Annotated in this window: 22 protein-coding genes; 16 read left to right on the top strand and 6 right to left on the bottom strand. The window is 57.8% G+C overall.

Annotated features, from left to right (window positions below; genetic code table 11):
* Positions 1-57: 57 nt before the first annotated feature.
* From AO068_RS15165 to flgA, 4 genes are all read right to left on the bottom strand, one after another.
* Positions 58-804, bottom strand: coding sequence for a flagellar brake protein (locus tag AO068_RS15165; RefSeq protein ID WP_004658708.1), 747 nt, complete (start codon positions 802-804; stop codon positions 58-60).
* 82 nt (positions 805-886) lie between these two features.
* Positions 887-1,354, bottom strand: a complete 468-nt coding sequence (locus AO068_RS15160) for a flagella synthesis protein FlgN (protein ID WP_002554325.1) — start codon at positions 1,352-1,354, stop codon at positions 887-889.
* A 49-nt stretch (positions 1,355-1,403) separates the two neighbouring features.
* The gene (gene flgM, locus AO068_RS15155; RefSeq protein ID WP_058408781.1) at positions 1,404-1,718 is read right to left on the bottom strand and encodes a flagellar biosynthesis anti-sigma factor FlgM; all 315 of its coding nucleotides are present in this window, start codon (positions 1,716-1,718) and stop codon (positions 1,404-1,406) included.
* Positions 1,719-1,879: 161 nt separating this feature from the next.
* Positions 1,880-2,638 (bottom strand): flagellar basal body P-ring formation chaperone FlgA, encoded by a 759-nt coding sequence (gene flgA, locus AO068_RS15150; RefSeq protein ID WP_002554323.1) that lies wholly within the window; start codon positions 2,636-2,638, stop codon positions 1,880-1,882.
* A 78-nt stretch (positions 2,639-2,716) separates the two neighbouring features.
* Between flgA and AO068_RS15145 the strand changes: the two genes are divergently transcribed.
* Together AO068_RS15145 and cheR are read left to right on the top strand one after the other, a co-directional pair.
* A complete protein-coding gene (locus AO068_RS15145) occupies positions 2,717-3,643 on the top strand; it encodes a chemotaxis protein CheV (RefSeq protein ID WP_002554322.1) in 927 nt (308 codons plus the stop codon).
* Positions 3,644-3,694: 51 nt separating this feature from the next.
* A complete protein-coding gene (gene cheR, locus AO068_RS15140; protein WP_005744560.1) occupies positions 3,695-4,522 on the top strand; it encodes a protein-glutamate O-methyltransferase CheR in 828 nt (275 codons plus the stop codon).
* A gap of 92 nt (positions 4,523-4,614) precedes the next feature.
* Here cheR and cynR read toward each other — a convergent pair whose 3' ends face one another.
* Positions 4,615-5,526 (bottom strand): transcriptional regulator CynR, encoded by a 912-nt coding sequence (gene cynR, locus AO068_RS15135; RefSeq protein ID WP_058408780.1) that lies wholly within the window; start codon positions 5,524-5,526, stop codon positions 4,615-4,617.
* A gap of 73 nt (positions 5,527-5,599) precedes the next feature.
* Here cynR and cynS point away from each other — a divergent pair, with 73 nt between their 5' ends.
* The 7 genes from cynS (at position 5,600) to AO068_RS15100 (ending at position 11,686) form a co-directional block, all read left to right on the top strand.
* Positions 5,600-6,067: a cyanase gene (gene cynS / locus AO068_RS15130; protein WP_058408779.1), complete on the top strand. Its 468-nt coding sequence runs from the start codon at positions 5,600-5,602 to the stop codon at positions 6,065-6,067.
* Positions 6,068-6,077: 10 nt separating this feature from the next.
* Entirely contained in the window at positions 6,078-6,551 is a 474-nt protein-coding gene (locus tag AO068_RS15125) for a nuclear transport factor 2 family protein (RefSeq protein WP_058401315.1), read from the top strand.
* A 279-nt stretch (positions 6,552-6,830) separates the two neighbouring features.
* Entirely contained in the window at positions 6,831-7,238 is a 408-nt protein-coding gene (flgB, locus tag AO068_RS15120) for a flagellar basal body rod protein FlgB (RefSeq protein ID WP_003370068.1), read from the top strand.
* Between the two features lie 3 nt (positions 7,239-7,241).
* Positions 7,242-7,682 (top strand): flagellar basal body rod protein FlgC, encoded by a 441-nt coding sequence (flgC, locus tag AO068_RS15115; RefSeq protein ID WP_002554316.1) that lies wholly within the window; start codon positions 7,242-7,244, stop codon positions 7,680-7,682.
* A 15-nt stretch (positions 7,683-7,697) separates the two neighbouring features.
* Positions 7,698-8,384 carry a flagellar hook assembly protein FlgD gene (gene flgD, locus AO068_RS15110; RefSeq protein WP_058408778.1) on the top strand — a complete coding sequence of 229 codons (687 nt, stop codon included), beginning with the start codon at positions 7,698-7,700 and terminating at the stop codon, positions 8,382-8,384.
* A gap of 25 nt (positions 8,385-8,409) precedes the next feature.
* A complete protein-coding gene (flgE, locus tag AO068_RS15105; protein ID WP_054078063.1) occupies positions 8,410-9,735 on the top strand; it encodes a flagellar hook protein FlgE in 1,326 nt (441 codons plus the stop codon).
* 190 nt (positions 9,736-9,925) lie between these two features.
* Entirely contained in the window at positions 9,926-11,686 is a 1,761-nt protein-coding gene (locus AO068_RS15100; protein ID WP_058408777.1) for a flagellar hook protein FlgE, read from the top strand.
* On the opposite strand, the gene AO068_RS28810 is transcribed toward AO068_RS15100, so the two are convergent.
* Positions 11,687-11,878 (bottom strand): hypothetical protein, encoded by a 192-nt coding sequence (locus tag AO068_RS28810; RefSeq protein WP_005754776.1) that lies wholly within the window; start codon positions 11,876-11,878, stop codon positions 11,687-11,689.
* A 283-nt stretch (positions 11,879-12,161) separates the two neighbouring features.
* On the opposite strand from AO068_RS28810, the gene AO068_RS15090 reads away from it, so the two are divergent.
* The 7 genes from AO068_RS15090 to AO068_RS15060 all read left to right on the top strand — a co-directional run bounded on the left by AO068_RS15090 (position 12,162) and on the right by AO068_RS15060 (position 20,591).
* Entirely contained in the window at positions 12,162-12,902 is a 741-nt protein-coding gene (locus AO068_RS15090) for a flagellar basal body rod protein FlgF (protein WP_058401318.1), read from the top strand.
* Positions 12,903-12,948: 46 nt separating this feature from the next.
* Positions 12,949-13,737, top strand: coding sequence for a flagellar basal-body rod protein FlgG (flgG, locus tag AO068_RS15085; RefSeq protein ID WP_058401319.1), 789 nt, complete (start codon positions 12,949-12,951; stop codon positions 13,735-13,737).
* A gap of 84 nt (positions 13,738-13,821) precedes the next feature.
* Positions 13,822-14,535, top strand: a complete 714-nt coding sequence (gene flgH / locus AO068_RS15080; RefSeq protein ID WP_003370084.1) for a flagellar basal body L-ring protein FlgH — start codon at positions 13,822-13,824, stop codon at positions 14,533-14,535.
* 13 nt (positions 14,536-14,548) lie between these two features.
* Complete coding sequence (locus AO068_RS15075) at positions 14,549-15,658, top strand: flagellar basal body P-ring protein FlgI (protein WP_058401320.1); 1,110 nt, start codon at positions 14,549-14,551, stop codon at positions 15,656-15,658.
* A gap of 10 nt (positions 15,659-15,668) precedes the next feature.
* Complete coding sequence (gene flgJ, locus AO068_RS15070) at positions 15,669-16,913, top strand: flagellar assembly peptidoglycan hydrolase FlgJ (RefSeq protein ID WP_058408776.1); 1,245 nt, start codon at positions 15,669-15,671, stop codon at positions 16,911-16,913.
* An 11-nt stretch (positions 16,914-16,924) separates the two neighbouring features.
* The gene (gene flgK / locus AO068_RS15065; RefSeq protein ID WP_058408775.1) at positions 16,925-18,985 is read left to right on the top strand and encodes a flagellar hook-associated protein FlgK; all 2,061 of its coding nucleotides are present in this window, start codon (positions 16,925-16,927) and stop codon (positions 18,983-18,985) included.
* A 13-nt stretch (positions 18,986-18,998) separates the two neighbouring features.
* Positions 18,999-20,591: a flagellar hook-associated protein 3 gene (locus AO068_RS15060; protein ID WP_058408774.1), complete on the top strand. Its 1,593-nt coding sequence runs from the start codon at positions 18,999-19,001 to the stop codon at positions 20,589-20,591.
* The last annotated feature ends 4 nt before the right edge of the window (positions 20,592-20,595 follow it).

Raw genomic sequence — 20,595 nt, 5'->3', positions numbered from 1 at the left:
GGGATTACGGTGTGATTGCGGCAGGTTGCCGCAATCACCAGCAAGCAGAAGCGGGGATCAGAAGTCGTCGTCTTTGTCGAAGCGGCGAGCTTCACGCTGCAACTGGTAGACGAAACGCTCAACCTGACGCTGCACAAGCCCACTCATGTTGTGGAAGCGCACGCCGGCAAAGGTGGTGTGAAATCTTTCTTCGAAGTGCAGATAACGCAGCTCTACGGGGGCTGTCATTGCTCCGAATGGCAACTTCGCAATAAAGCGTTCGTATACCTGGCCCAACTGCATGCGCTCGGACACATCGCCTTCAAAGCGCAGTTTGCAACCGGTTGCAGAGATGTCCAGCAGTTTGCCGGTCAGAGGGGATTTCAAACGGTCGCCGCCGATCTCGATGTCGACCAGCTGTGCCAGCTTCAGCGCTGCACGAAATGCGTTGCGCCGCTGGTGGTAAATCACTTCTTCAGGCAGCGGTCCGCGGTACAGGCGCTGCCCGTCGGTATCGACAATCTCCATCTGAGACGAGCTTTCCCAGGCGATACGCACGCCGTCGTGAAAACCTTCGACGCGGAAAGACTCGCCATTACTTAAAAAGCGTTCGCCATCACGGGGGATCATTTCGTCGAGCGCCATGACGTTGCTGTCACGGTCGACTTCAAGCAGGTAGCTCTGAAAGCGTTGGGCACGCTCATGGAAGGTAATGATCAGAGGATCATGACTCTCGAGTAGCAACCGCAGGTTAGCGGCAATTTCCAAAGGTGTGTTGAGGACCTTCGGGGGCTGCGGAGCATCGTCCGCGCTTGAGCCATTCACGTTCTTGAATCTCCAGGCAAAATACTACGGCAACGCAACAACAGGCATTCTGCCACTACGCACGAAACCTTGATACAGGAAGTTACGCCTGACTCAGAGGGCGTGGTTTTGCTCTAAGCGCAGTTGACCCGCGACTGTCATAGAGCGTGGGCGTCTCACCGCCGTTCAGTATGCGAAGCTGATGAGCGGTGCTGATCTGTTGCAGCTGGATCAGACTACCATTCTGCTCGTTCAGCGTCTGGCATTCATTGATCAACGCATTCAGTTCGTCACCGGCCATCAGCAATTGCTCGCCGACATCCGACTGGCTGGCCAGTTGCTGGAGACCACTGCGATTGGCTGGCAGCCCCATGCCCGCAAGCACCTGGCTACGTTTGCGCCCATGTTGATCGAGAAGAATGACCAGCGCCTGTTTCTGCGCCAGCACCTGCTCCATCTCGCCCATGTCGCGGCCGTGAAGAATCAGGGATTCGGCCTGCAGCAGCTCTAGAAGCTGTCGGGCCGAAACCATGTCGTCAGTGATCATCTGCAACAAAGTAGTGTCTTGCATCGCATGCTCTGGTTTTTAAGCGTCCAGAATATCCAGCGCCAGCCTTGGCTTAGCGTTGGGTTTCGAAATTCAACAGCTTGCTGGCGACACGGTTGCTGTCCACTGTGTAACTACCGTCGGCGATGGCCTGCTTGAGCTCGGCAACGCGAGCACTATTGACGGTTGGCAGATCGGTCAGCTTGTCCGTGATTTTCTGCAACTGTTGAGCCTCACTGCTCAAAGAAAAAGTTTCCCCGGTGCTTTTGACACCTGCGGTGGATGCAGGAGCTGTCGCATCGGTTTTGACGGTGTCTTTGCTGGCGCTGGTACGTGATGTACCGGCAACAGACTGTGAATTGTTAAGGCGACTGAAATCTATGACCATGATTGAAAAAACCTCTGGGTGTTTGGACGCTTGCCTTGTTTTCGGCCAACCCCTATCAAACTTTAGGCCGATTGTGAGAAAGCTTCCCAATAGACGCTTTTCACCGTCGGATATTCCCCGCAGTCTAAAAAAAACACACCCTGTGCGCCAGCATCAATGCATTACATGGCCACTTCCACCTGCCCTGGGCCGGTGACATTCGCTTTGATCACCCGCTGGGAATTAAGGTTTTTCACCCGTATCTGTTCGTTGAAACCTCCGTCGGACATCGCTTCGCCGGGCATACGCACCGCCAGCGAACCGCTGCGGGCGATGATGACCACCTGGTCGCCCTTGTGAATCATTTGTGGCTGTTCCAGCGCCACCGGGGTGACGACCTGGTCGATGACCATTTGTCGGACAACCTTTTGACCGACGGCCTGATCAAGAGAGGCCAGAAATCCCTGGCCCAGGCTGCTCACGTCGCGCTCACGCAGCGCAACGTCTTCTTCAGTAACGATGGCATCGCGTTTCAGCGGGCGCATCACGGTCACAACGTTGCGATACAGCAGCACCTGGGCTGGCACAAATACTGTCCAGGGCGAAGAACCTTCGCAGCGTACCCGCACCGTAACCCGGCCGACCGGGCGCGGGCTTTCCAGTGTGGCTGTCAAATCCTTGTCACAGGCACCCATCCGTAAACGCGGGTCGAGCTGCTTGACCTGTATGTCATGACGCCCGTCAATCTGGTTGGTTGCCAAATAGTCTTCTACTGTGAACTCAAGAAACCCTTGGGTGACGCCGATAAGCTGTTCAGGCAGTGTGAAATTCTCTGCGCGAGCGAGGCTCACCGTGCCACAAAGGCACAGCAGAGCGATTGCGCACAGAAGCCTGCGGGTTTCTAATGCGAGGTGTCGAGAAATTGTCGTCTTTGCGTTCATGAGGTAATAAATAGCAAAGCCCGTGCCGCTTGTTGATCTAGTGTCTGGGCGGCGGTCATTTTGGTAAGGGGGTTCGGCATGGCAGGTGTAATGGATTCGGTAAACCAGCGAACTCAGCTGGTGGGTCAGAATCGCCTGGAGCTGCTCTTGTTCCGTCTCGACGGCAAGCAGCTCTACGGGATCAACGTCTTCAAGGTAAAAGAAGTACTGCAATGCCCGAAACTCACCATCATGCCCAAATCGAGCAAGATCGTCCGGGGTGTGGCCAATATCCGTGGCGGCACGATCCCGATCATGGATCTGGCGATGGCGACGGGTTCCACGGGCATGATTTCGCTGGTCAATTCCTTCGTCATCATTACTGAGTACAACACCAAGGTTCAGGGTTTTCTGGTGCATTCTGTAGAACGCATCGTCAACATGAACTGGGAGGAGATTCATCCACCACCCAAGGGGACCGGGCGCGATCATTACCTGACCGCCGTCACCCGGGTGGATAATCAGTTGGTGGAAATTATCGACGTCGAGAAGATTCTTGCCGAAGTCGCACCTATTTCCGAAGAAGTGTCAGTCGGTGTGATCGATGCCGAGGTTCAGCACAAGGCGATTTCGCTGCGTGTTCTGACGGTCGATGACTCGTCGGTGGCCCGCAAGCAGGTCAGCCGCTGCCTGGAAACCGTCGGTGTGGAAGTGGTTGCCCTGAACGATGGCCGTCAAGCGCTGGATTACCTGCGCAAAATGGTCGAAGAGGGTAAAAAACCGGAAGAAGAGTTCCTGATGATGATCTCCGACATTGAAATGCCGGAGATGGATGGCTATACCCTTACAGCTGCGATACGTAATGACCCGCGTATGCAGAAGATGCACATCACCTTGCATACCTCTCTGTCCGGGGTATTCAACCAGGCGATGGTCAAGAAAGTCGGCGCTGATGATTTTCTCGCGAAATTCCGGCCTGATGATCTTGCGGCCAGGGTTGTTGCGCGGATCAAGGCAGCAGAATAACCAGCCGGGGGCGTCGTCCCCGGTGATTCACATGATTTGAGAGGCGGCACCTTGTCTACGGGTAATTTGGATTTTGATCAGTTCCGGGTATTTCTGGAAAAAGCCTGTGGCATCTTGCTTGGGGAAAACAAGCAGTATCTGGTGTCCAGCCGCCTCAACAAACTGATGGAGCAGCAAAGCATCAAGTCGCTTGGCGAGTTGGTTCAGCGCATCCAGACCCAGCCGCGCAGTGGGTTGCGCGAACAGGTTGTCGATGCGATGACCACCAACGAAACCCTGTGGTTTCGCGATACCTATCCGTTCGAAGTGCTGAAGAACAAAGTGCTGCCCGAGCAGATCAAGGCCAGCCCTGGTCAGCGACTGCGCATCTGGTCGGCGGCCTGCTCATCGGGCCAGGAACCGTACTCACTGTCGATGTCGATCGATGAGTTCGAGCGCGCCAATCAGGGCCAGCTCAAATCGGGCGTGCAGATTGTTGCCACCGATTTGTCTGGTGCAATGCTCAACAACTGCAAGACTGGCGAGTACGACAGCCTGGCTATCGGCCGCGGCTTGTCGCCGGATCGTCTGCAGCGTTTCTTTGATGTAAAAAGTCCGGGTCGCTGGGTCGTCAAGACGCCGATCAAGAGCCGTGTGGAGTTCCGCTCGTTCAACCTGCTCGACAGCTACGCCTCGCTGGGCAAGTTCGACATCGTGTTCTGCCGCAACGTATTGATCTACTTCTCCGCTGAAGTGAAGAAGGACATCCTGCTGCGCATCCACGGTACGCTCAAGCCAGGCGGTTACCTGTTTCTGGGGGCTTCCGAAGCGCTCAATGGTTTGCCGGATCACTATCAGATGGTTCAGTGCAGCCCCGGGATCATCTATAAGGCCAAGTGACGGTCTGTCAGTTGCCTGCGATGAAAAAAGAGACCTTCGGGTCTCTTTTTTTGTGCGCAGCTGAAAACAGCTTCGATCATCTGCCCATCGGTTCATGTTTGCGTACTGTTACTCACCAGTTTTGCAAAAGCGTTGGCGGCGGCGCTCTGGTAGCCGTTTTTACGCCGCAGCAGCGCAACCGTCCGCCCAGGCAGGGCAGGGGTCGTCTGAACTTCGCGCAACCCGGGCTGCTCGCGAACGATGGCATCGGGAAGAATGGTCGCCATACGCCCCTGGGCAACGACCTTGAGCAAAATGGCGATCGAGTTCGCCTCCAGGCCGACCGTAGGCTTGAAATTCTGCGTCTGGCACCAGGCATCCAGTAGCTGGCGAGTGGCGAATCCGGGGGCGAGCAAGGCAAAGCGAAGCGTTTGCAGGTCCTCAAGTGTCAGTGCGGTCTGTTTTTCGGGGGCAGACTTGGCCATGACCAGGCACAGTTGTTCATCGAACAGAGGCTGGCTGTCTATCTCGACGGCATGACTGCCGGCAAAACCGATGGCCAGATCGAGCGCGTCACTGATCAATGCCTCGGTGATCTGCTCCAGAGGCAGCTCCGTGAGGATGATTGTTACGCCGGGATACAGCGCGCTGAAGCGTTCGATCAACGGCGCTATCAGGTATTCACTGAAGGTTGGCGTGACGCCGAGGCGCAATTGTCCGCGTGACAGATCGCTGACATCGTTGAGCGCACGCTTCCCGGCCTCCAGCTCAAGCAGGCAGCGACGCGCGTGGTCCAGATACACGCGGCCAGCATCGGTCGGCACGACGCTGCGGCGGGTGCGGTCGAACAGTTGCACACCCAGGCTGCTTTCCAGCTGCCTGATCTGTTGCGACAACGCCGGTTGTGAGACATGCAGGGCCTCGGCCGCCCGGGTGAAATTGCCATGGTCGGCGACTGCCAGCAAATAACGTATATGGCGTAACAGCACGGCATCACCATAAGGCAGGATTATGGCGATGATCATAAATCAGTCTTGGATCTTATGGTGATAGTTGCCGATGCTGTGATTGATGTGAATTCATTCCGGAGGTTTACCTATGCCGCACAGCAACATTTCCAGAGCGCCGCGCCAGAATCTGACTGAACGTGTGCTGCAGGCCAAGACCGCAAAGAACCTGACGTGGGCAGGGCTTGCAGAAGGTACGGGGTTGAGCGTGGTGTATGTCACGGCTGCATTGCTCGGTCAGCACCCATTGCCGGAAGCGGTGGCCGAGGTAGTCGCCGAGCGTATCGGGCTGGACAGGGACGCGGTCGCCGAACTGCAAACCATCCCGTTGCGCGGCAATGTCGAAGACGTCTCCAGTGACCCGACGATCTATCGCTTCCACGAAATGGTTCAGGTCTACGGCACAACGCTGAAGGCATTGGTGCATGAGCAGTTCGGCGACGGCATCATCAGCGCAATCAACTTCAAGCTCGACATCAAGAAAGTCGAAGATCCGGAAGGGGGCGAGCGAGCCGTGATCACCCTTGATGGAAAATTTCTGCCCTATAAACCGTTCTGAGGACGCTGAGATGAGTGATAAAGGAAGACCGCCATTTCCACCCTTTACCCTGGAGACGGCTGTCCAGAAAGTCCGTGGCGCCGAGGATGGCTGGAACTCTCGCGATGCAGCGAAAGTTGCGCTGGCCTACACCGAAGACACGTATTGGCGTAACCGTAGCGAGTTCATCAATGGTCGTGCAGAGGCTCAGGCCTTTCTGGAGCGCAAGTGGCGCAAGGAACTGGACTATCGGCTGATCAAGGAGCTCTGGGCATATACCGATAACCGCATTGCCGTGCGCTATGCCTATGAATGGCATGACGACTCTGGCAACTGGTTCCGTTCGTATGGCAACGAAAACTGGGAGTTCGCTGCAAACGGCCTCATGCAGCGGCGCTTTGCCTGCATCAACGATTTGCCGATCGCCGAGTCCGAGCGCAAATACCATTGGCCACTGGGGCGCCGACCTGATGACCACCCTGGGTTGAGTGAGCTTGGCCTCTGATTCAGTCGTCAAAGAGACCTTCGGGTCTCTTTTTTATTGGGTGTCCGAATGAGGCAGTAATGAAGTGCCGCCATTGTCAGGCGGCAAGCCGATACTGGCAAAAAAACGGCACCCCTCTTGCCGCTTTCTTCTCCCACAGCGGAAATGCCTTGCCGCTTTTCTGGCATTGCCGCCTCGCCGCTGGCTGTGGCCCCCGCAATCATTGGCTTTTGCAACATGGCACGCTGATTGCTTTGTCAGTAACAACAGAATCAGGTCAACCGGCAAAGGTTTCCCGAAATGAGCATCAGCTTCGATAAAGCGCTAGGCATACATGAAAAGGCTCTGAACTTCCGGGCTCAGCGTGCAGAGGTGTTGGCCAACAACATCTCCAACGCCGATACCCCGAACTTCAAGGCTCGCGATCTGGACTTCTCGTCGGTGCTGGCTGCCGAAAACGACAAGGTGCAGAACGGTCATTTCGCGCTGAACAAGACCAACAGCCGCCATATCGAAGCCGAAGGCATGGGCAATGATGACGGGACGCTGATGTATCGCACCCCGTCCCAGCCTTCGCTGGACCAGAACACCGTCGATTCCCAGGTCGAGCAGGCCAGCTACACCGAGAACGCCATGGGCTTCCAGGCCAGCTTCACATTGCTCAACAGCAAGTTCAAGGGGCTGGTTGCAGCCCTTCGCGGAGAATAATTCATGTCACTAGCCAATGTGTTCAACATTGCCGGTAGCGCCATGAGTGCCCAGACCACGCGTCTGAACACTACGGCCAGTAACATCGCCAACGCCGAGACCGTGTCTTCGAGCATGGACCAGACCTACCGCGCCCGTCATCCGGTGTTTGCCACCGTGATGCAGGGTCAGCAGTCCACAGGCGGTTCGCTGTTCCAGGATCAGGGCGAAGCCGGGCAGGGCGTGCAGGTCAACGGCATCATCGAAGACAGCTCGAACCTGGAAGCACGTTACGAGCCCAATCATCCTTCCGCTGACAAGGACGGGTATGTCTACTACCCCAACGTCAATGTCGTGGAAGAAATGGCCGACATGATTTCTGCCAGCCGGTCTTTCCAGACCAACGCCGAAATCATGAACACCGCTAAATCCATGATGCAGAAGGTTCTGACCCTCGGTCAGTGATAGAAGGCGAACGTTATGGCCGATAACACCACAGCAAGCAGCGTCTCATCGACGTTCTTGAACACACTGCAGAATCCGACGCCGACCGCGACGAATTCCACCGGTACGCTGGGCAAGGACGCGTTCCTGCAGCTGCTCGTGACGCAGATGAAGAACCAGAACCCGCTGGACCCACAGGACAACACGCAGTTCGTGGCCCAACTGGCGCAGTTCAGCAGCCTTGAAAGCATGCAGAACCTGACGTCGACGGTTGACACGATTGCAACCAGTTACAAGTCGTCCCAGGCGTTGCAGGCATCGTCGTTGGTGGGTCGCTCGGTGATCATCGATTCGAGCTCCACCACCGTGGATACCACCAAGGGTATGACCGGTTCGATTGTTGTTCCGAGCGCCACTACCGCGACAAGTATCAAGGTTTACGATTCGCAATCGAACCTGGTCGACACCGTCGAACTGGGCGCGCAGAAAGTCGGCACCACCAGCTTTTCCTGGGACGGTACGGACAGCGACGGTACAGCGCTTGCGTCGGGCAACTACACCTTCAAGGCTGAAGGCTCGGTTGACGGCAAGAACACACAGCTTTCGACTTACCTGCCTGCCACGGTCAACAGCGTTACGTTGGGTGTGAATGGTGCAGAAACAATGCTCAACCTGGCCAGCGGCAGTGTTGCCCTGTCCAAAGTTCAAACCATCGGATTGTAGAGCCTACCAGGCGCAGGAGTGAAACATGTCTTTCAATATCGGCCTTAGTGGGCTCTATGCTGCAAACAAGAGTCTCGACGTTACCGGCAACAACATTGCCAACGTTGCGACCACCGGCTTCAAGTCTTCGCGTGCGGAGTTTGCTGACCAGTACGCCCAATCGATTCGCGGCACTTCCGGCCAGACCAACGTGGGCAGCGGCGTAACAACCGCAGCGGTTTCCCAGCAGTTCTCGCAGGGCAACCTGACTACCGGTACTGCCAACAGCCTCGACCTTGCCATCAACGGCAACGGTTTCTTCATGCTCAGCAATAACGGCGAGAAGCTGTACACCCGTGCCGGTGCATTCCACACCGACAAGGAAGGCTACGTCGTCAACAGCGGCGGCATGAAGTTGCAGGGTTACAACGTCGATGCCAACGGCAGTGTGGTGACAGGTGCATTGAGCGACCTGCGCGTGGACTCGTCCAATCTCCAGCCCAAGGCAACTACCGCCATTACCAACGTTGCCAACCTGAATTCGACGACTGCCTTGCCGTCCCTCACCACGTTTGATGCGACTGACACCAAGTCGTACAACATGAAGTACAGCACGCCGACCTACGACACTCAGGGTAACGCGCACACGCTGGATCAGTATTTCGTCAAGACCGGCACCAACACCTGGTCCATGTACTCGCTGATGGACGGTCGCAGCATTTCCGACCCGACCACCACTACGGCCGACAAGAACGACCTGACATTCGACTCATCGGGTAATCTGGTTGTCGCAGCGCCGGGCGCCGTACCAACCGACAGTGCGAACATCAAGTTCAACACTGATGGCACCTTCACTGTCGCCAACTGGGTACCAGGTGTGCAGTCCGGCACCGGCACGACCACCAGTTGGGGCGCGAACGGCGCTACAGGTGCCTCCATCAAACTGAACATGGCCGGCATCACCCAGACCGCGTCGGTCTCGGGCCTGATCACTCAGGACCAGGACGGCTACGCCACTGGCCAGCTCAGCGCAATGAGCGTTGATGCAACCGGTAACCTTTTCGCCACCTACACCAACGGCAAATCCCAGGTGATCGGGCAGACCTCGCTGACCAACTTTGCCAACGTGCAAGGCCTGGCGCAGGCGGGTGGCACCAACTGGCGTGAAACCTTCGCTTCGGGCGTACCGGTCAGCGGCACGCCGCAATCGGGCACCCTCGGCTACATCACTGGTCAGGCGCTGGAAGAGTCCAACGTCGATCTGACCATGGAGCTGGTGAACCTGATCAAGGCGCAGAGCAACTACCAGGCGAACGCCAAGACCATCTCCACTCAAAGCACCATTATGCAAACCACTATTCAGATGACTTGATAGTGTAGAGCGTTAAATAAAGCCCCTTTTCGAAGGGGCTTTATTTTGCTTGTTTTTTATAAAGTGATGCACGTTCGAGTTTAATTAAACTTGCGGAAAGTTCGGTCAATGTACTTGGAAATCTCCTACGCGCGATGATGTGAGAATCAAAACTCCTCTATGAGTTGCCCTTTGGGGCGAAGGAGTTTTCATGTCGTTCAATACCGCGATCAGCGGCATTCATGCCGCGAACAAAAGGCTGGAGGTGGCCGGTAACAATATTGCCAACTCCGGCACCATCGGGTTCAAGTCCTCGCGTGCGCAGTTCTCGGCGCTGTATTCAGCCAGCCAGTTGGGCAGTGGTCGCAATGCAATAGGTGATGGCGTACGCCTTGCTTCAACACAGCAGAACTTCAATCAGGGCGAAAGCATGACCACGTCGGGTAATCCGCTCGACATGCGTATTCAGGGCAACGGCTTTTTTGTGGTGAGTGACGGTGGGGCTCTTGCCTATACCCGTGCCGGAGCGTTCCTCAAGGACGCGGCGAACTTCGTTGTCGACAGCGAGGGTGGACGATTGCAAGGCTATGCGGCAAACGAGCAGGGCGAGATTAAACGGGGATTGCGTACCGACTTGCAGATTGACACGTCGAATGTGTCTGCCAGAGCCACCACGCGGGTTGCCGAGAACATCAACCTGGACGCCTCGCTGCCTTCGCTCGCGCGTTTGCCGGTCTTCGATCCGGCCGATCCTGCGACCTACACGCGGGCCGTTGGCCGTACCATTCAGGACGCGGGGTCTGGAGCGGGAGCTACTGCTTTGCCTGCGGCGGATCATGAGCTCAAGCAGTACTTCGTCAAGACCGGCGACAGTCAGTGGTCCATGTATGTGCTGATCGATGGGCGCAATCCGGTGGATCCGAACAGCGTGGCGCCGTTGCACGTCACCCTTGAGCAAAGACCAAACGGATCGCTTTCATACAGCGGCAATAGCCAGCACCTTCGTAAGGTCTCGGACACAGAATTTGCCCTTCAAGGCTGGCGGCCGGCTGAAGAGGTCGGTGGTGCCTGGGTCAGCAACGGCGCTGCCAATGGCGGCACAGTGTCGCTGCCGTTGAATAATGGATCGATCAGCATGCTTGATCCTGGTGATGCGTTGATGGATCGCCCGGTTCCGGCGTTCGATCCATCGGACCTGAAGACGTACAGCGATATGTTTGCCAATGCGATTTTCGACAGCCAGGGCAATCAGCACGAGCTGAAGCAGTATTTCGTGAAGGACGGCACCAACAGCTGGCGCATTCATGCGCTGATTGATGGCCGCAACCCGCAGATGCCTGATTCCACCGACCCGCTGACGGCAAACATCGTGTTTGATTCTGGCGGCTGGGTACAGTCATTGACCGGCGGCCCTGGTTTTGCGAGTACCCATAGCAACGGTCTGCAACTGACCGGCTGGACACCGGCCATGCCTGCCGAGCGCGTCACAGGGCCAGAAAAATGGGTACCCAACGGTGCGGCTGGCAGTGCGAAGGGCATTACGATCGACTTCACCAACCTGCTGCAGCACAACGCCGCCAGTTCGCGTTCTTCCACGCATGTTGATGGCCATGCGGCGGGGCAGTTGAGCAGCCTGAGCGTGGGGCGCGATGGCATCCTGCGTGCCGGGTTTACCAATGGCATGAACAAGAATATCGGTCAGGTGATACTCGCCAGCTTCGCCAATCCGCAGGGGTTGCAGGCGCGCAGTGATACGCGCTGGACCGAATCCGCCGACTCTGGCGTTGCCGATTACGATGTGCCGGGCGTCGGCACGCTGGGCAGCCTCATTGGCGACGGGCTGGAGGGGTCCAATGTCGTCCTGGCTGATGAGCTGATTGCTCTCATCCAGGCGCAGACGGCTTATCAGGCCAACTCCAAAGCCATATCGACAGAGGCGACCGTGATGCAGACGCTGATTCAGTCGACCTGATCAGATTGAGCAGTCGGATTTGATGAAGTGACCTTTCAGCCGTGTCCAGCCAGGCCCGGGGCTGGTCTGGGCGCAGACAATCCGGCTGTCGCCCTGCCATTTGTAATAGTGGGCGGGGGCGGCCTGGGCGAGGAGGGCGAGGGTCATCAGGCTCGCGCTGGCGATGCCGGCAATGCATGCACGAAAAAGCATGAGGGTTCCCGTTCAGGGCTGCGGTGTCGGCAAGATTATCACTGTCGATCCGCTTGTCAGCCCATACCAATGAAGTTTTTTTGGCGGTGCTCGCTGCTTGATGATCGGCAGGCGGCAGTCCTCCGCCGCTATTGGGTGGCGCTTTGCCCGCAGGGCATCATCGAATGCCGGTTTTTGCTGGTTAATCAGGCATTTGTATCGAGCCTGACAAGTTGGTTCAAAAATTGCTTTAACCCTTTCAGAACAGCTACAGGCGGCAAGCGTCTGTCGGAGGAGGAAGACTGTGGACAAGTTGCTTTACGTCGCAATGAGCGGTGCATCCGAAAACGCGATCGCGCAGAAGGCTCACGCCAACAACCTGGCAAACGTATCAACCAACGGTTTCATGCGTGACCTTGAACAGGCCCGCTCGATGCCGGTGTTTGGCGAGGTCATGCCGTCGCGCGCCTATGCGATGAGCGAACGTCCGGGGACCGACTTTTCCTCCGGTGCCATGGTTGAGACCGGCCGTGAACTGGACATCGCCGTCAAGGGTGATGGCTGGATTGCAGTGCAGACTCCCGACGGTGGCGAAGCCTATACCCGCAGTTCCGGCATGAACATCGATGCCCTGGGTGTGTTGCGCGACGGCAGCGGTTTGCCGGTAATGGGCAATGGCGGTCCGATTGCCGTGCCGCCTCAGCAGCAGATCGAGATCGGTGCCGACGGCACGATCAGCATTCGCTCGCTGGGCGAAAGCCCGCAGGTGATGGCGCAGGTCGACCGGATCAAGCTGGTCAAACCTGACCTCAAGACCATGGAAAAAGGCCCCGATGGCCTGATCCACACCAAGAGCGGCCAGCCTGCTGCTGCCGATGCCACCGTTCAGGTCGAGTCCGGCTTTCTGCAGGCGAGCAACGTCAATGCGGTCGAGGAAATGACCTCGGTACTGGCCTTGTCCCGTCAATTCGAATTGCACGTCAAGATGATGAAGACCGCCGAAGAAGATGATCAGTCTATGGCTCGCGTCTTGCAACTTGGCTAATCAATGACAGCTTGCGCCGACAAACCGGCGCTTGAGGAGAACACACATGCTTCCTGCACTATACGTCGCTAAAACCGGCCTTGCCGCTCAGGACACCAACCTGACCACCATCTCCAACAACCTGGCGAACGTTTCGACCACAGGTTTCAAGAGTGACCGTGCCGAGTTTCAGGACCTGCTGTACCAGATCAAACGCCAGCCGGGTGCCCAGTCCACTCAGGACAGCGAGCTGCCATCCGGTCTGCAACTGGGTACCGGTGTGCGCATCGTCGGCACGCAGAAGAACTTCACGGCCGGTAGCCTGCAGACCACCAACAACCCGCTGGACCTGGCGGTAAACGGTCGTGGTTTCTTTCAGGTGACCCAGCCGGACGGCACTGTTGCCTACAGCCGCGACGGTACTTTTCACCTGAACGCCAACGGCCAGATCGTGACTGCCAACGGCTACGCCCTTGAGCCTGCGATTGTCGTTCCACAGAACGCCCAGACCTTCACTGTCGGACAGGACGGTACTGTTTCCGTCACGCTGGCCGGTGCAACCGCCACACCGCAGATCATCGGCAACATCCAGACCGCTGACTTCATCAACCCGGCTGGCCTGCAGGCCATCGGCGGCAACCTTTATCTGGAAACCGGTTCAAGCGGCGCGCCGCAGATCGGCACGCCAGGCCTCAACGGTCTGGGTCCGACCCTGCAGAACACTCTGGAAAACTCCAACGTCAGCACCGTTGAGGAACTGGTCAACATGATCACCACCCAGCGTGCTTACGAGATGAACTCCAAAGTGATCTCGACCGCCGACCAGATGCTGCAGAACCTGACTCAGAACCTGTAAGTGTCTGATGTTGTCGCTCGTAAAACTGCTCAATCCGATGGGGCGCCTGATAAGCGCCTGTTACACCGCGAGGTTTCAAGTGTCATGAACCGCCTTAGTGTTCCGCGTTTTTCAGTGTTGATCGCTTCATTGTGCGGGATCACCCTGCTGTCTGGCTGCGTTGCGCCGACGGCCAAGCCCAATGACCCTTATTACGCTCCGGTGTTGCCGCGTACACCCATGTCGGCCGCTGCCAACAATGGTGCCATCTATCAAGCCGGTTTCGAGCAGAACCTGTATGGCGACCGCAAGGCTTTCCGTATCGGCGACATCATCACCATCACGCTTTCCGAGCGTATGGCAGCCAGCAAGGCGGCCACTTCGGCGATGACCAAGGACAGCACCAACAGTATTGGTCTGACCTCGCTGTTTGGTTCGGGCCTGACTACCAACAACCCGATTGGTGGCAATGACCTGAGCCTTAACGCGGGCTACAACGGCGCCCGTACTACCAAGGGCGATGGCAAGGCCGCACAGAGCAACAGCCTGACCGGTTCGGTCACTGTGACCGTGGCGGATGTGTTGCCCAACGGCATTCTGGCGGTGCGTGGCGAGAAGTGGATGACCCTCAATACCGGTGACGAGCTGGTGCGTATTGCCGGTCTGGTTCGGGCTGATGACATCGCCACCGACAACACTGTGTCGTCGACCCGTATTGCCGATGCACGTATTACCTATTCGGGGACTGGAGCCTTTGCCGATACCAGCCAGCCAGGCTGGTTCGACCGGTTCTTCCTCAGCCCGTTGTTCCCTTTCTGATAGCGGGATAGACATGATCAAGCTCAAGCAACTGATAGCGGCGACCTTGTTGTTGTCCACAGCGTTCGGCGTTCACGCCGAGCGTTTGAAGGACATCGCAAGCATCTCCGGCGTGCGGGCCAACCAGTTGATCGGTTACGGTCTGGTCGTGGGTCTCAACGGTACGGGCGACCAGACCACCCAGACCCCGTTCACCCTGCAGACGTTCAACAACATGCTGTCGCAGTTCGGCATCAAGGTGCCGTCCGGTTCCGGTACTGTGCAGTTGAAAAACGTTGCAGCAGTTGCTGTGTACGCGGATCTGCCAGCGTTTGCCAAACCGGGTCAGACGGTCGACATCACCGTTTCCTCGATCGGTAACTCCAAGAGCCTGCGCGGCGGTGCGCTGTTGATGACGCCAATGAAGGGTGTCGACGGTAATGTCTACGCCATTGCACAAGGCAACCTGGTGGTCGGCGGTTTTGATGCGGAAGGCCGTGACGGCTCGAAAATCACTGTCAACGTTCCGTCGTCGGGCCGTATTCCCGGTGGTGCTTCGGTTGAGCGCTCGGTGCCGAGCGGCTTCAATCAGGGTAATACCCTGACCCTCAACCTGAACCGGTCCGACTTCACCACTGCCAAGCGGATTGTGGACAAGATCAATGAGCTGCTCGGCCCTGGCGTTGCTCAGGCGCTGGACGGCGGCTCGGTACGTGTGACCGCGCCGCTTGATCCGGGCCAGCGTGTCGACTATCTGTCGATTCTGGAGAACCTGGAAGTCGACCCAGGCCAGACCGCTGCCAAGGTCATCATCAATTCGCGGACCGGCACTATCGTGATCGGTCAGAACGTCAGGGTTTCGCCTGCTGCGGTAACGCACGGCAGCCTGACCGTGACCATCACCGAAGACCCGATTGTAAGCCAGCCGGGCGCATTGTCCGGTGGCCAGACAGCGGTCGTGCCGCGTTCGCGGGTCAATGCCCAGCAGGAGCTGCACCCGATGTTCAAATTCGGCCCAGGCACCACGCTGGACGAGATTGTTCGTGCGGTCAATCAGGTGGGCGCTGCGCCCGGTGACCTGATGGCCATCCTCGAAGCCCTTAAGCAGGCCGGCGCGTTGCAAGCCGACCTGATCGTCATCTGAGGACTCGATTATGGACATGCCCAAGAGCGGAATTTCGTCAGCGGTCGACTCCGGTGCCTATACCGACGTCAACCGTCTGGCAGCGTTGAAGCATGGCGACAAGGACAGCGTGGCCAACCAGAAGAAGGTTGCTCAGGAGTTCGAGTCGCTGTTCGTCAGCCAGATGCTCAAGGCCATGCGTTCGGCCAACGAAGTGCTGGCCAAGGACAACCCGATGAACACTCCGGCGACGCGGCAGTATCAGGACATGTATGACCAGCAATTGGCGGTCACCCTGTCTACCCGTGGCAACGGCATCGGTTTGCAGGACGTGCTGATGCGTCAACTGTCCAAGGACAAGGGTATTCAGCACGCAGCACCGACCGATACGACGGCCACGCCTGCAACGACTGGCGATACGACCCCGGCCAAAGCCGGCCTGGCGACCAGTGTCTATCAGCGTCCGCTGTGGGCCACGCGCTCGGCGGCGGCAGATCAGGCGGCTGCCGCAGTTTCTGCATCTGGTGATGGACGCAATGACATGGCGGCGCTCAACTCGCGTCGTCTGTCGTTGCCAACCAAACTCACCGACCGATTGCTGGCCGGCATCGTGCCTTCCGCCACCGCAGCCGTCAGCAACAGCCCGGTACCTGCTCGCGCAACCGCCAGCAGCGACGGCTCCAATGGTGACTGGACACTCGACCCCAACCTGGCACCCGCGCCCGAGTACGTGCGTTCCATTGCCCAGCCACCGCTGGCACCGGCCAAGCGCGCATTCAGCAGTGCCGACCAGTTTGTCGAAACGATGTTGCCGCTGGCCAAGGACGCAGCCGCACGCATTGGCGTCGACCCGGTGATGCTGGTGGCGCAGGCTGCGCTGGAAACCGGCTGGGGCAAGTCGATCATGCGTCAGCAGGATGGCAGCAGCAGTCACAACCTGTTCGGCATCAAGGCGGCGGGTAGCTGGAAAGGCGCTGAAGCGCGCGCCATTACCAGTGAGTTCCGTGACGGCAAGATGGTCAAGGAAACCGCAGACTTCCGTTCCTACGATTCCTACGCCGACAGCTTCCACGACCTGGTCAGCCTGTTGCAGAACAACAATCGGTATAAAGAAGTGGTCAATTCGGCCGATAAACCGGAACAGTTTGTAAAAGAATTGCAGAAGGCCGGGTATGCAACTGACCCAGCCTACGCCAGCAAGATTTCGCAGATCGCGAAGCAGATGAAGAGTTACCAGACTTACGCTGCTGCATCGGGCTCTTCCACGACTTTATAAGGTTTTGAATCATGTCGCTGATTTCAATTGGGCTCTCAGGTATCAATGCCAGCAGTGCCGCGATCAACACCATCGGTAACAACACGGCCAACGTGGATACCGCCGGTTACTCGCGTCAGCAGGTAATGACCACGGCTTCGGCACAGATCAATATCGGCCTGGGTGTCGGTTACATCGGCACCGGTACGACGCTGTCTGACGTGCGTCGTATCTACAACAGCTACCTTGATGCCCAATTGCAAACCAGTACTGCCCTGAGCGCCGACGCGGTTGCGTACTCCGGCCAGGCCAGCAAGACCGATACGCTGCTGTCCGACAGCGCGACTGGCGTGTCGACGCAGCTGGCTGACTTTTTCACCAAGATGCAGGGCATTGCCACCAACGCTACGCAGTCCTCGGACCGTTCGGCATTCCTGACTCAGGCTTCTGCGTTGAGCTCGCGCTTCAATTCGGTCGCTTCGCAGTTGTCATCGCAGAATGACAACGTCAACGCTCAGCTCACCACCTTCACCAAGCAGGTCAACGAGCTGACCACGACCCTCGCAAGCCTGAACAAACAGATCACTCAGGCAGGGGCTGGCAACACCACGCCCAACTCGCTGCTCGATTCGCGCAATGAGACTGTGCGCCAGCTCAACGGGCTGGTGGGTGTCAAGGTAATCGAGAACAACGGCAACTACGATATCTACACCGGTACGGGCCAATCGCTGGTCAGCGGTGGCACGTCGTACACTATGTCGGCGACCCCGAGCCCTGCCGATCCTCTGCAGTACAACGTACAAATCGCTTACGGCCAGACCAAGACTGACGTCACTTCGGTGATCAGCGGTGGCTCGATTGGCGGTCTGCTGCGCTATCGCTCCGATGTGCTGGTGCCTGCGACCAATGAGCTGGGCCGTGCCGCGATGGTGCTGGCCGATCAGGTCAACAGCCAGATGAGCCAGGGCATCGACAGCAAAGGCAACTTCGGTTCCAGCCTGTATTCCAACATCAACAGTGCCGACGCCATTTCGCAGCGCAGTACCGGCAAGACCACCAACAGCGCCGGTTCCGGCAACCTGGACGTGAGCATTGGCGATACCAGCAAACTGACCGCCGACGATTACGAAGTCACCTTCAGCGACGCCTCCAACTTCACGGTTCGTCGCCTGCCCAACGGCGAAAGCGTCGGCACCGGTGCGCTGACTGACAACCCGCCCAGACAGTTCGATGGCTTCAGTGTCAGCCTCAATGGCAATGCGCTGGCTGCTGGCGACGTTTTCAAGGTTACTCCGACACGCAACGGTGCCTCGGGCATCTCGGTGGTGTTGACCGATCCCAAGGACATTGCAGCCGCCGCACCATTGACCGCGACTGCCGGGTCCAGCAACTCGGGTACAGGCGGCTTCACGCAGCCAGTGCTCAATACCAAATCTGACATCTACGACAGCGTTCAGACCTCCGACCTGCGTAACGCGATCAAAGACTCCGCGCCGATGAAGCTGGTGATGGGTGCGGTCAGCAGTACCGGTGTGCAGAGCTACACGCTGATCAATGCCAGTGGTGCGCCCGTGCTTGACCAGAATGGCAGCGCGGTGAGTGGCACGATCATTCAGGGTCAGAGCAACGCTGTAAAGCTGAGCATCGGTTACACCGATAACACCACTACCCCGGCAGGCAAGACCGCGTTCGAAGTGCAGATGACCCTGTCCGGTTCGCCATTGGTCAATGACACGTTCAGCATCGGCCTGACCGGTGCCGGCTCTTCGGACAACCGCAATGCGCTGGCAGTGGTGGGGTTGCAGACGGCCAAGACCGTCGGCGTCACCAACGGCGGCGTGGGCACCAGCCTGTCCGGCGCTTACTCCGATCTGGTCTCGGTCGTCGGTACATTGGCAGGGCAGGGCAAGAGCGATGTCACCGCCAGCGCTGCCGTCGTTGCACAGGCCAAGTCCGCGCGTGATTCGGTCTCGGGCGTGTCGCTCGATGAAGAAGCGGCCAACCTGATCAAGTATCAGCAGTACTACACGGCCTCTTCGCAGATCATCAAGGCGGCCCAAACCATTTTCAGCACGCTGATCAACAGCCTTTAAGGAGTCGTGAACCATGCGGATCTCAACTACCCAGTTCTACGAATCCACCAACACCAATTATCAGCGTACGTATTCGAATGTGCTCAAGACCAGTGAAGAGGTCTCCAGCGGCATCAAACTCAACACCGCCAGCGATGATCCGGTCGGCGCTGCACGTGTCCTGCAACTGGCTCAGCAGAACTCCATGCTGACCCAGTACGCGTCGAACATCGGCACGATCAATACCAACATCGTCAACTCCGAGACCGCGCTGACCAGCATCGTCGATACGATGCAGACGGCCCGTGAAGTGATCGTGTCGGCAGGCAACGGTGCCTACACCGATTCCGACCGCCTGGCCAAGGCTGCTGAACTCAAGCAGTATCAGAGCCAGCTTCTCGGCTTGATGAACAGCCAGGACTCCAACGGCCAGTATATTTTTGCCGGGTCCAAGTCTTCGGCGCCGCCGTACGCGCAGAATGCCGATGGCACTTACAGCTACAGCGGGGACCAGACCAGCGTCAATCTGGCGATTGGTGATGGCCTGGTTTTGCCGAGCAACACCACAGGCTATGAAGCGTTCGAGCAAGCCGTCAACACTACCCGTACGTCGTCGACGCTGCTTTCGCCTGCGACCGACGACGGCAAGGTCGGCCTGACTGGCGGTCAGGTGACGTCCACCAGCGCCTACAACTCGGGCTATCAGGCTGGCGAACCGTACACCATGACGTTCCTCAGCGGTACGCAGTTCAAGATTACCGATGCCAGCGGCACCGATGTCACGACCGATGCGTCAACTGCCGGTAAATTCAGCTATGGCTCGTTCGCTGATCAGACCTTCACCTTCCGCGGTGTAGAGCTGACCATGAACATCAACCTGTCAGCTGCCGAATCTGCCACGCCTGCAACGGCCGCTACTGCACTGACCAATCGCAGCTATGAACTGGCCTCGACGCCAGACACGGTCTCGACCTCGCGCAGCCCGGGTAACACATCGGCCGCCACCATCAGCAGTTCGGCAGTGGGCAACACAACGGCTGACCGCACGGCGTTCAACAACACTTTTCCGCCCAATGGTGCGATTCTCAAGTTCACCAGCGCCACTGCCTACGACCTGTATGCGTCGCCTGTCACCAGCAGCAGCAAGCCGGTGTCGAGTGGCACGTTGACCGGTTCGACGGCCAATGCGTCGGGCGTCAATTTTACGGTCAGCGGCACGCCAGCAGCCGGTGATCAGTTTGTCGTGGAGTCCGGCACGCACCAGACCGAGAACATCCTCAATACGCTGACAGCGGCGATCAAGGCGTTGTCGACACCCACTGACGGCAATCTGGTTGCCTCGCAAAAGCTTGATGCCGCATTGGGCTCGGCGCTTGGCAACATTGCCAGCAGCATCGACCAGGCGTCCACGGCGCGCTCCGCCGGCGGCGCACGCCAATTGGCGGCGACGGCGCAAGGCACGACCAACGAGTTGCTGAAGGGTAACAACACGGTTGAGCAAGGCACCTACGTCAACGCCGATATCGTTGAGGCCACCACCCGGTTGACGCTGCAGAAGACCATGCTGGATGCCTCTCAGCAGGTATTTGTCCAGTTGTCCAAGCTGAACCTGTTCAGCCAGCTGTAACCCT

Origin of the sequence: Pseudomonas sp. ICMP 3272 (assembly GCF_001466905.1) — a bacterium.
Lineage (GTDB): Bacteria > Pseudomonadota > Gammaproteobacteria > Pseudomonadales > Pseudomonadaceae > Aquipseudomonas > Aquipseudomonas amygdali.
Note: the sequence above shows the minus strand (reverse complement) of the source record. Positions and strands in the feature narration are given on the sequence as shown.

Bases quoted from the DNA above. Each gene is read 5' to 3' on its own strand.
- AO068_RS15160 (WP_002554325.1), bottom strand. From the start codon at position 1,354: ATGCAAGACACTACTTTGTTGCAGATGATCACTGACGACATGGTTTCG.
- flgM (WP_058408781.1), bottom strand. From the start codon at position 1,718: ATGGTCATAGATTTCAGTCGCCTTAACAATTCACAGTCTGTTGCCGGT.
- flgA (WP_002554323.1), bottom strand. From the start codon at position 2,638: ATGAACGCAAAGACGACAATTTCTCGACACCTCGCATTAGAAACCCGC.
- AO068_RS15145 (WP_002554322.1), top strand. From the start codon at position 2,717: ATGGCAGGTGTAATGGATTCGGTAAACCAGCGAACTCAGCTGGTGGGT.
- cynR (WP_058408780.1), bottom strand. From the start codon at position 5,526: ATGATCATCGCCATAATCCTGCCTTATGGTGATGCCGTGCTGTTACGC.
- cynS (WP_058408779.1), top strand. From the start codon at position 5,600: ATGCCGCACAGCAACATTTCCAGAGCGCCGCGCCAGAATCTGACTGAA.
- AO068_RS15125 (WP_058401315.1), top strand. From the start codon at position 6,078: ATGAGTGATAAAGGAAGACCGCCATTTCCACCCTTTACCCTGGAGACG.
- flgB (WP_003370068.1), top strand. From the start codon at position 6,831: ATGAGCATCAGCTTCGATAAAGCGCTAGGCATACATGAAAAGGCTCTG.
- flgC (WP_002554316.1), top strand. From the start codon at position 7,242: ATGTCACTAGCCAATGTGTTCAACATTGCCGGTAGCGCCATGAGTGCC.
- flgD (WP_058408778.1), top strand. From the start codon at position 7,698: ATGGCCGATAACACCACAGCAAGCAGCGTCTCATCGACGTTCTTGAAC.
- flgE (WP_054078063.1), top strand. From the start codon at position 8,410: ATGTCTTTCAATATCGGCCTTAGTGGGCTCTATGCTGCAAACAAGAGT.
- AO068_RS15100 (WP_058408777.1), top strand. From the start codon at position 9,926: ATGTCGTTCAATACCGCGATCAGCGGCATTCATGCCGCGAACAAAAGG.
- AO068_RS28810 (WP_005754776.1), bottom strand. From the start codon at position 11,878: ATGCTTTTTCGTGCATGCATTGCCGGCATCGCCAGCGCGAGCCTGATG.
- flgG (WP_058401319.1), top strand. From the start codon at position 12,949: ATGCTTCCTGCACTATACGTCGCTAAAACCGGCCTTGCCGCTCAGGAC.
- flgH (WP_003370084.1), top strand. From the start codon at position 13,822: ATGAACCGCCTTAGTGTTCCGCGTTTTTCAGTGTTGATCGCTTCATTG.
- AO068_RS15075 (WP_058401320.1), top strand. From the start codon at position 14,549: ATGATCAAGCTCAAGCAACTGATAGCGGCGACCTTGTTGTTGTCCACA.
- flgJ (WP_058408776.1), top strand. From the start codon at position 15,669: ATGGACATGCCCAAGAGCGGAATTTCGTCAGCGGTCGACTCCGGTGCC.
- flgK (WP_058408775.1), top strand. From the start codon at position 16,925: ATGTCGCTGATTTCAATTGGGCTCTCAGGTATCAATGCCAGCAGTGCC.
- AO068_RS15060 (WP_058408774.1), top strand. From the start codon at position 18,999: ATGCGGATCTCAACTACCCAGTTCTACGAATCCACCAACACCAATTAT.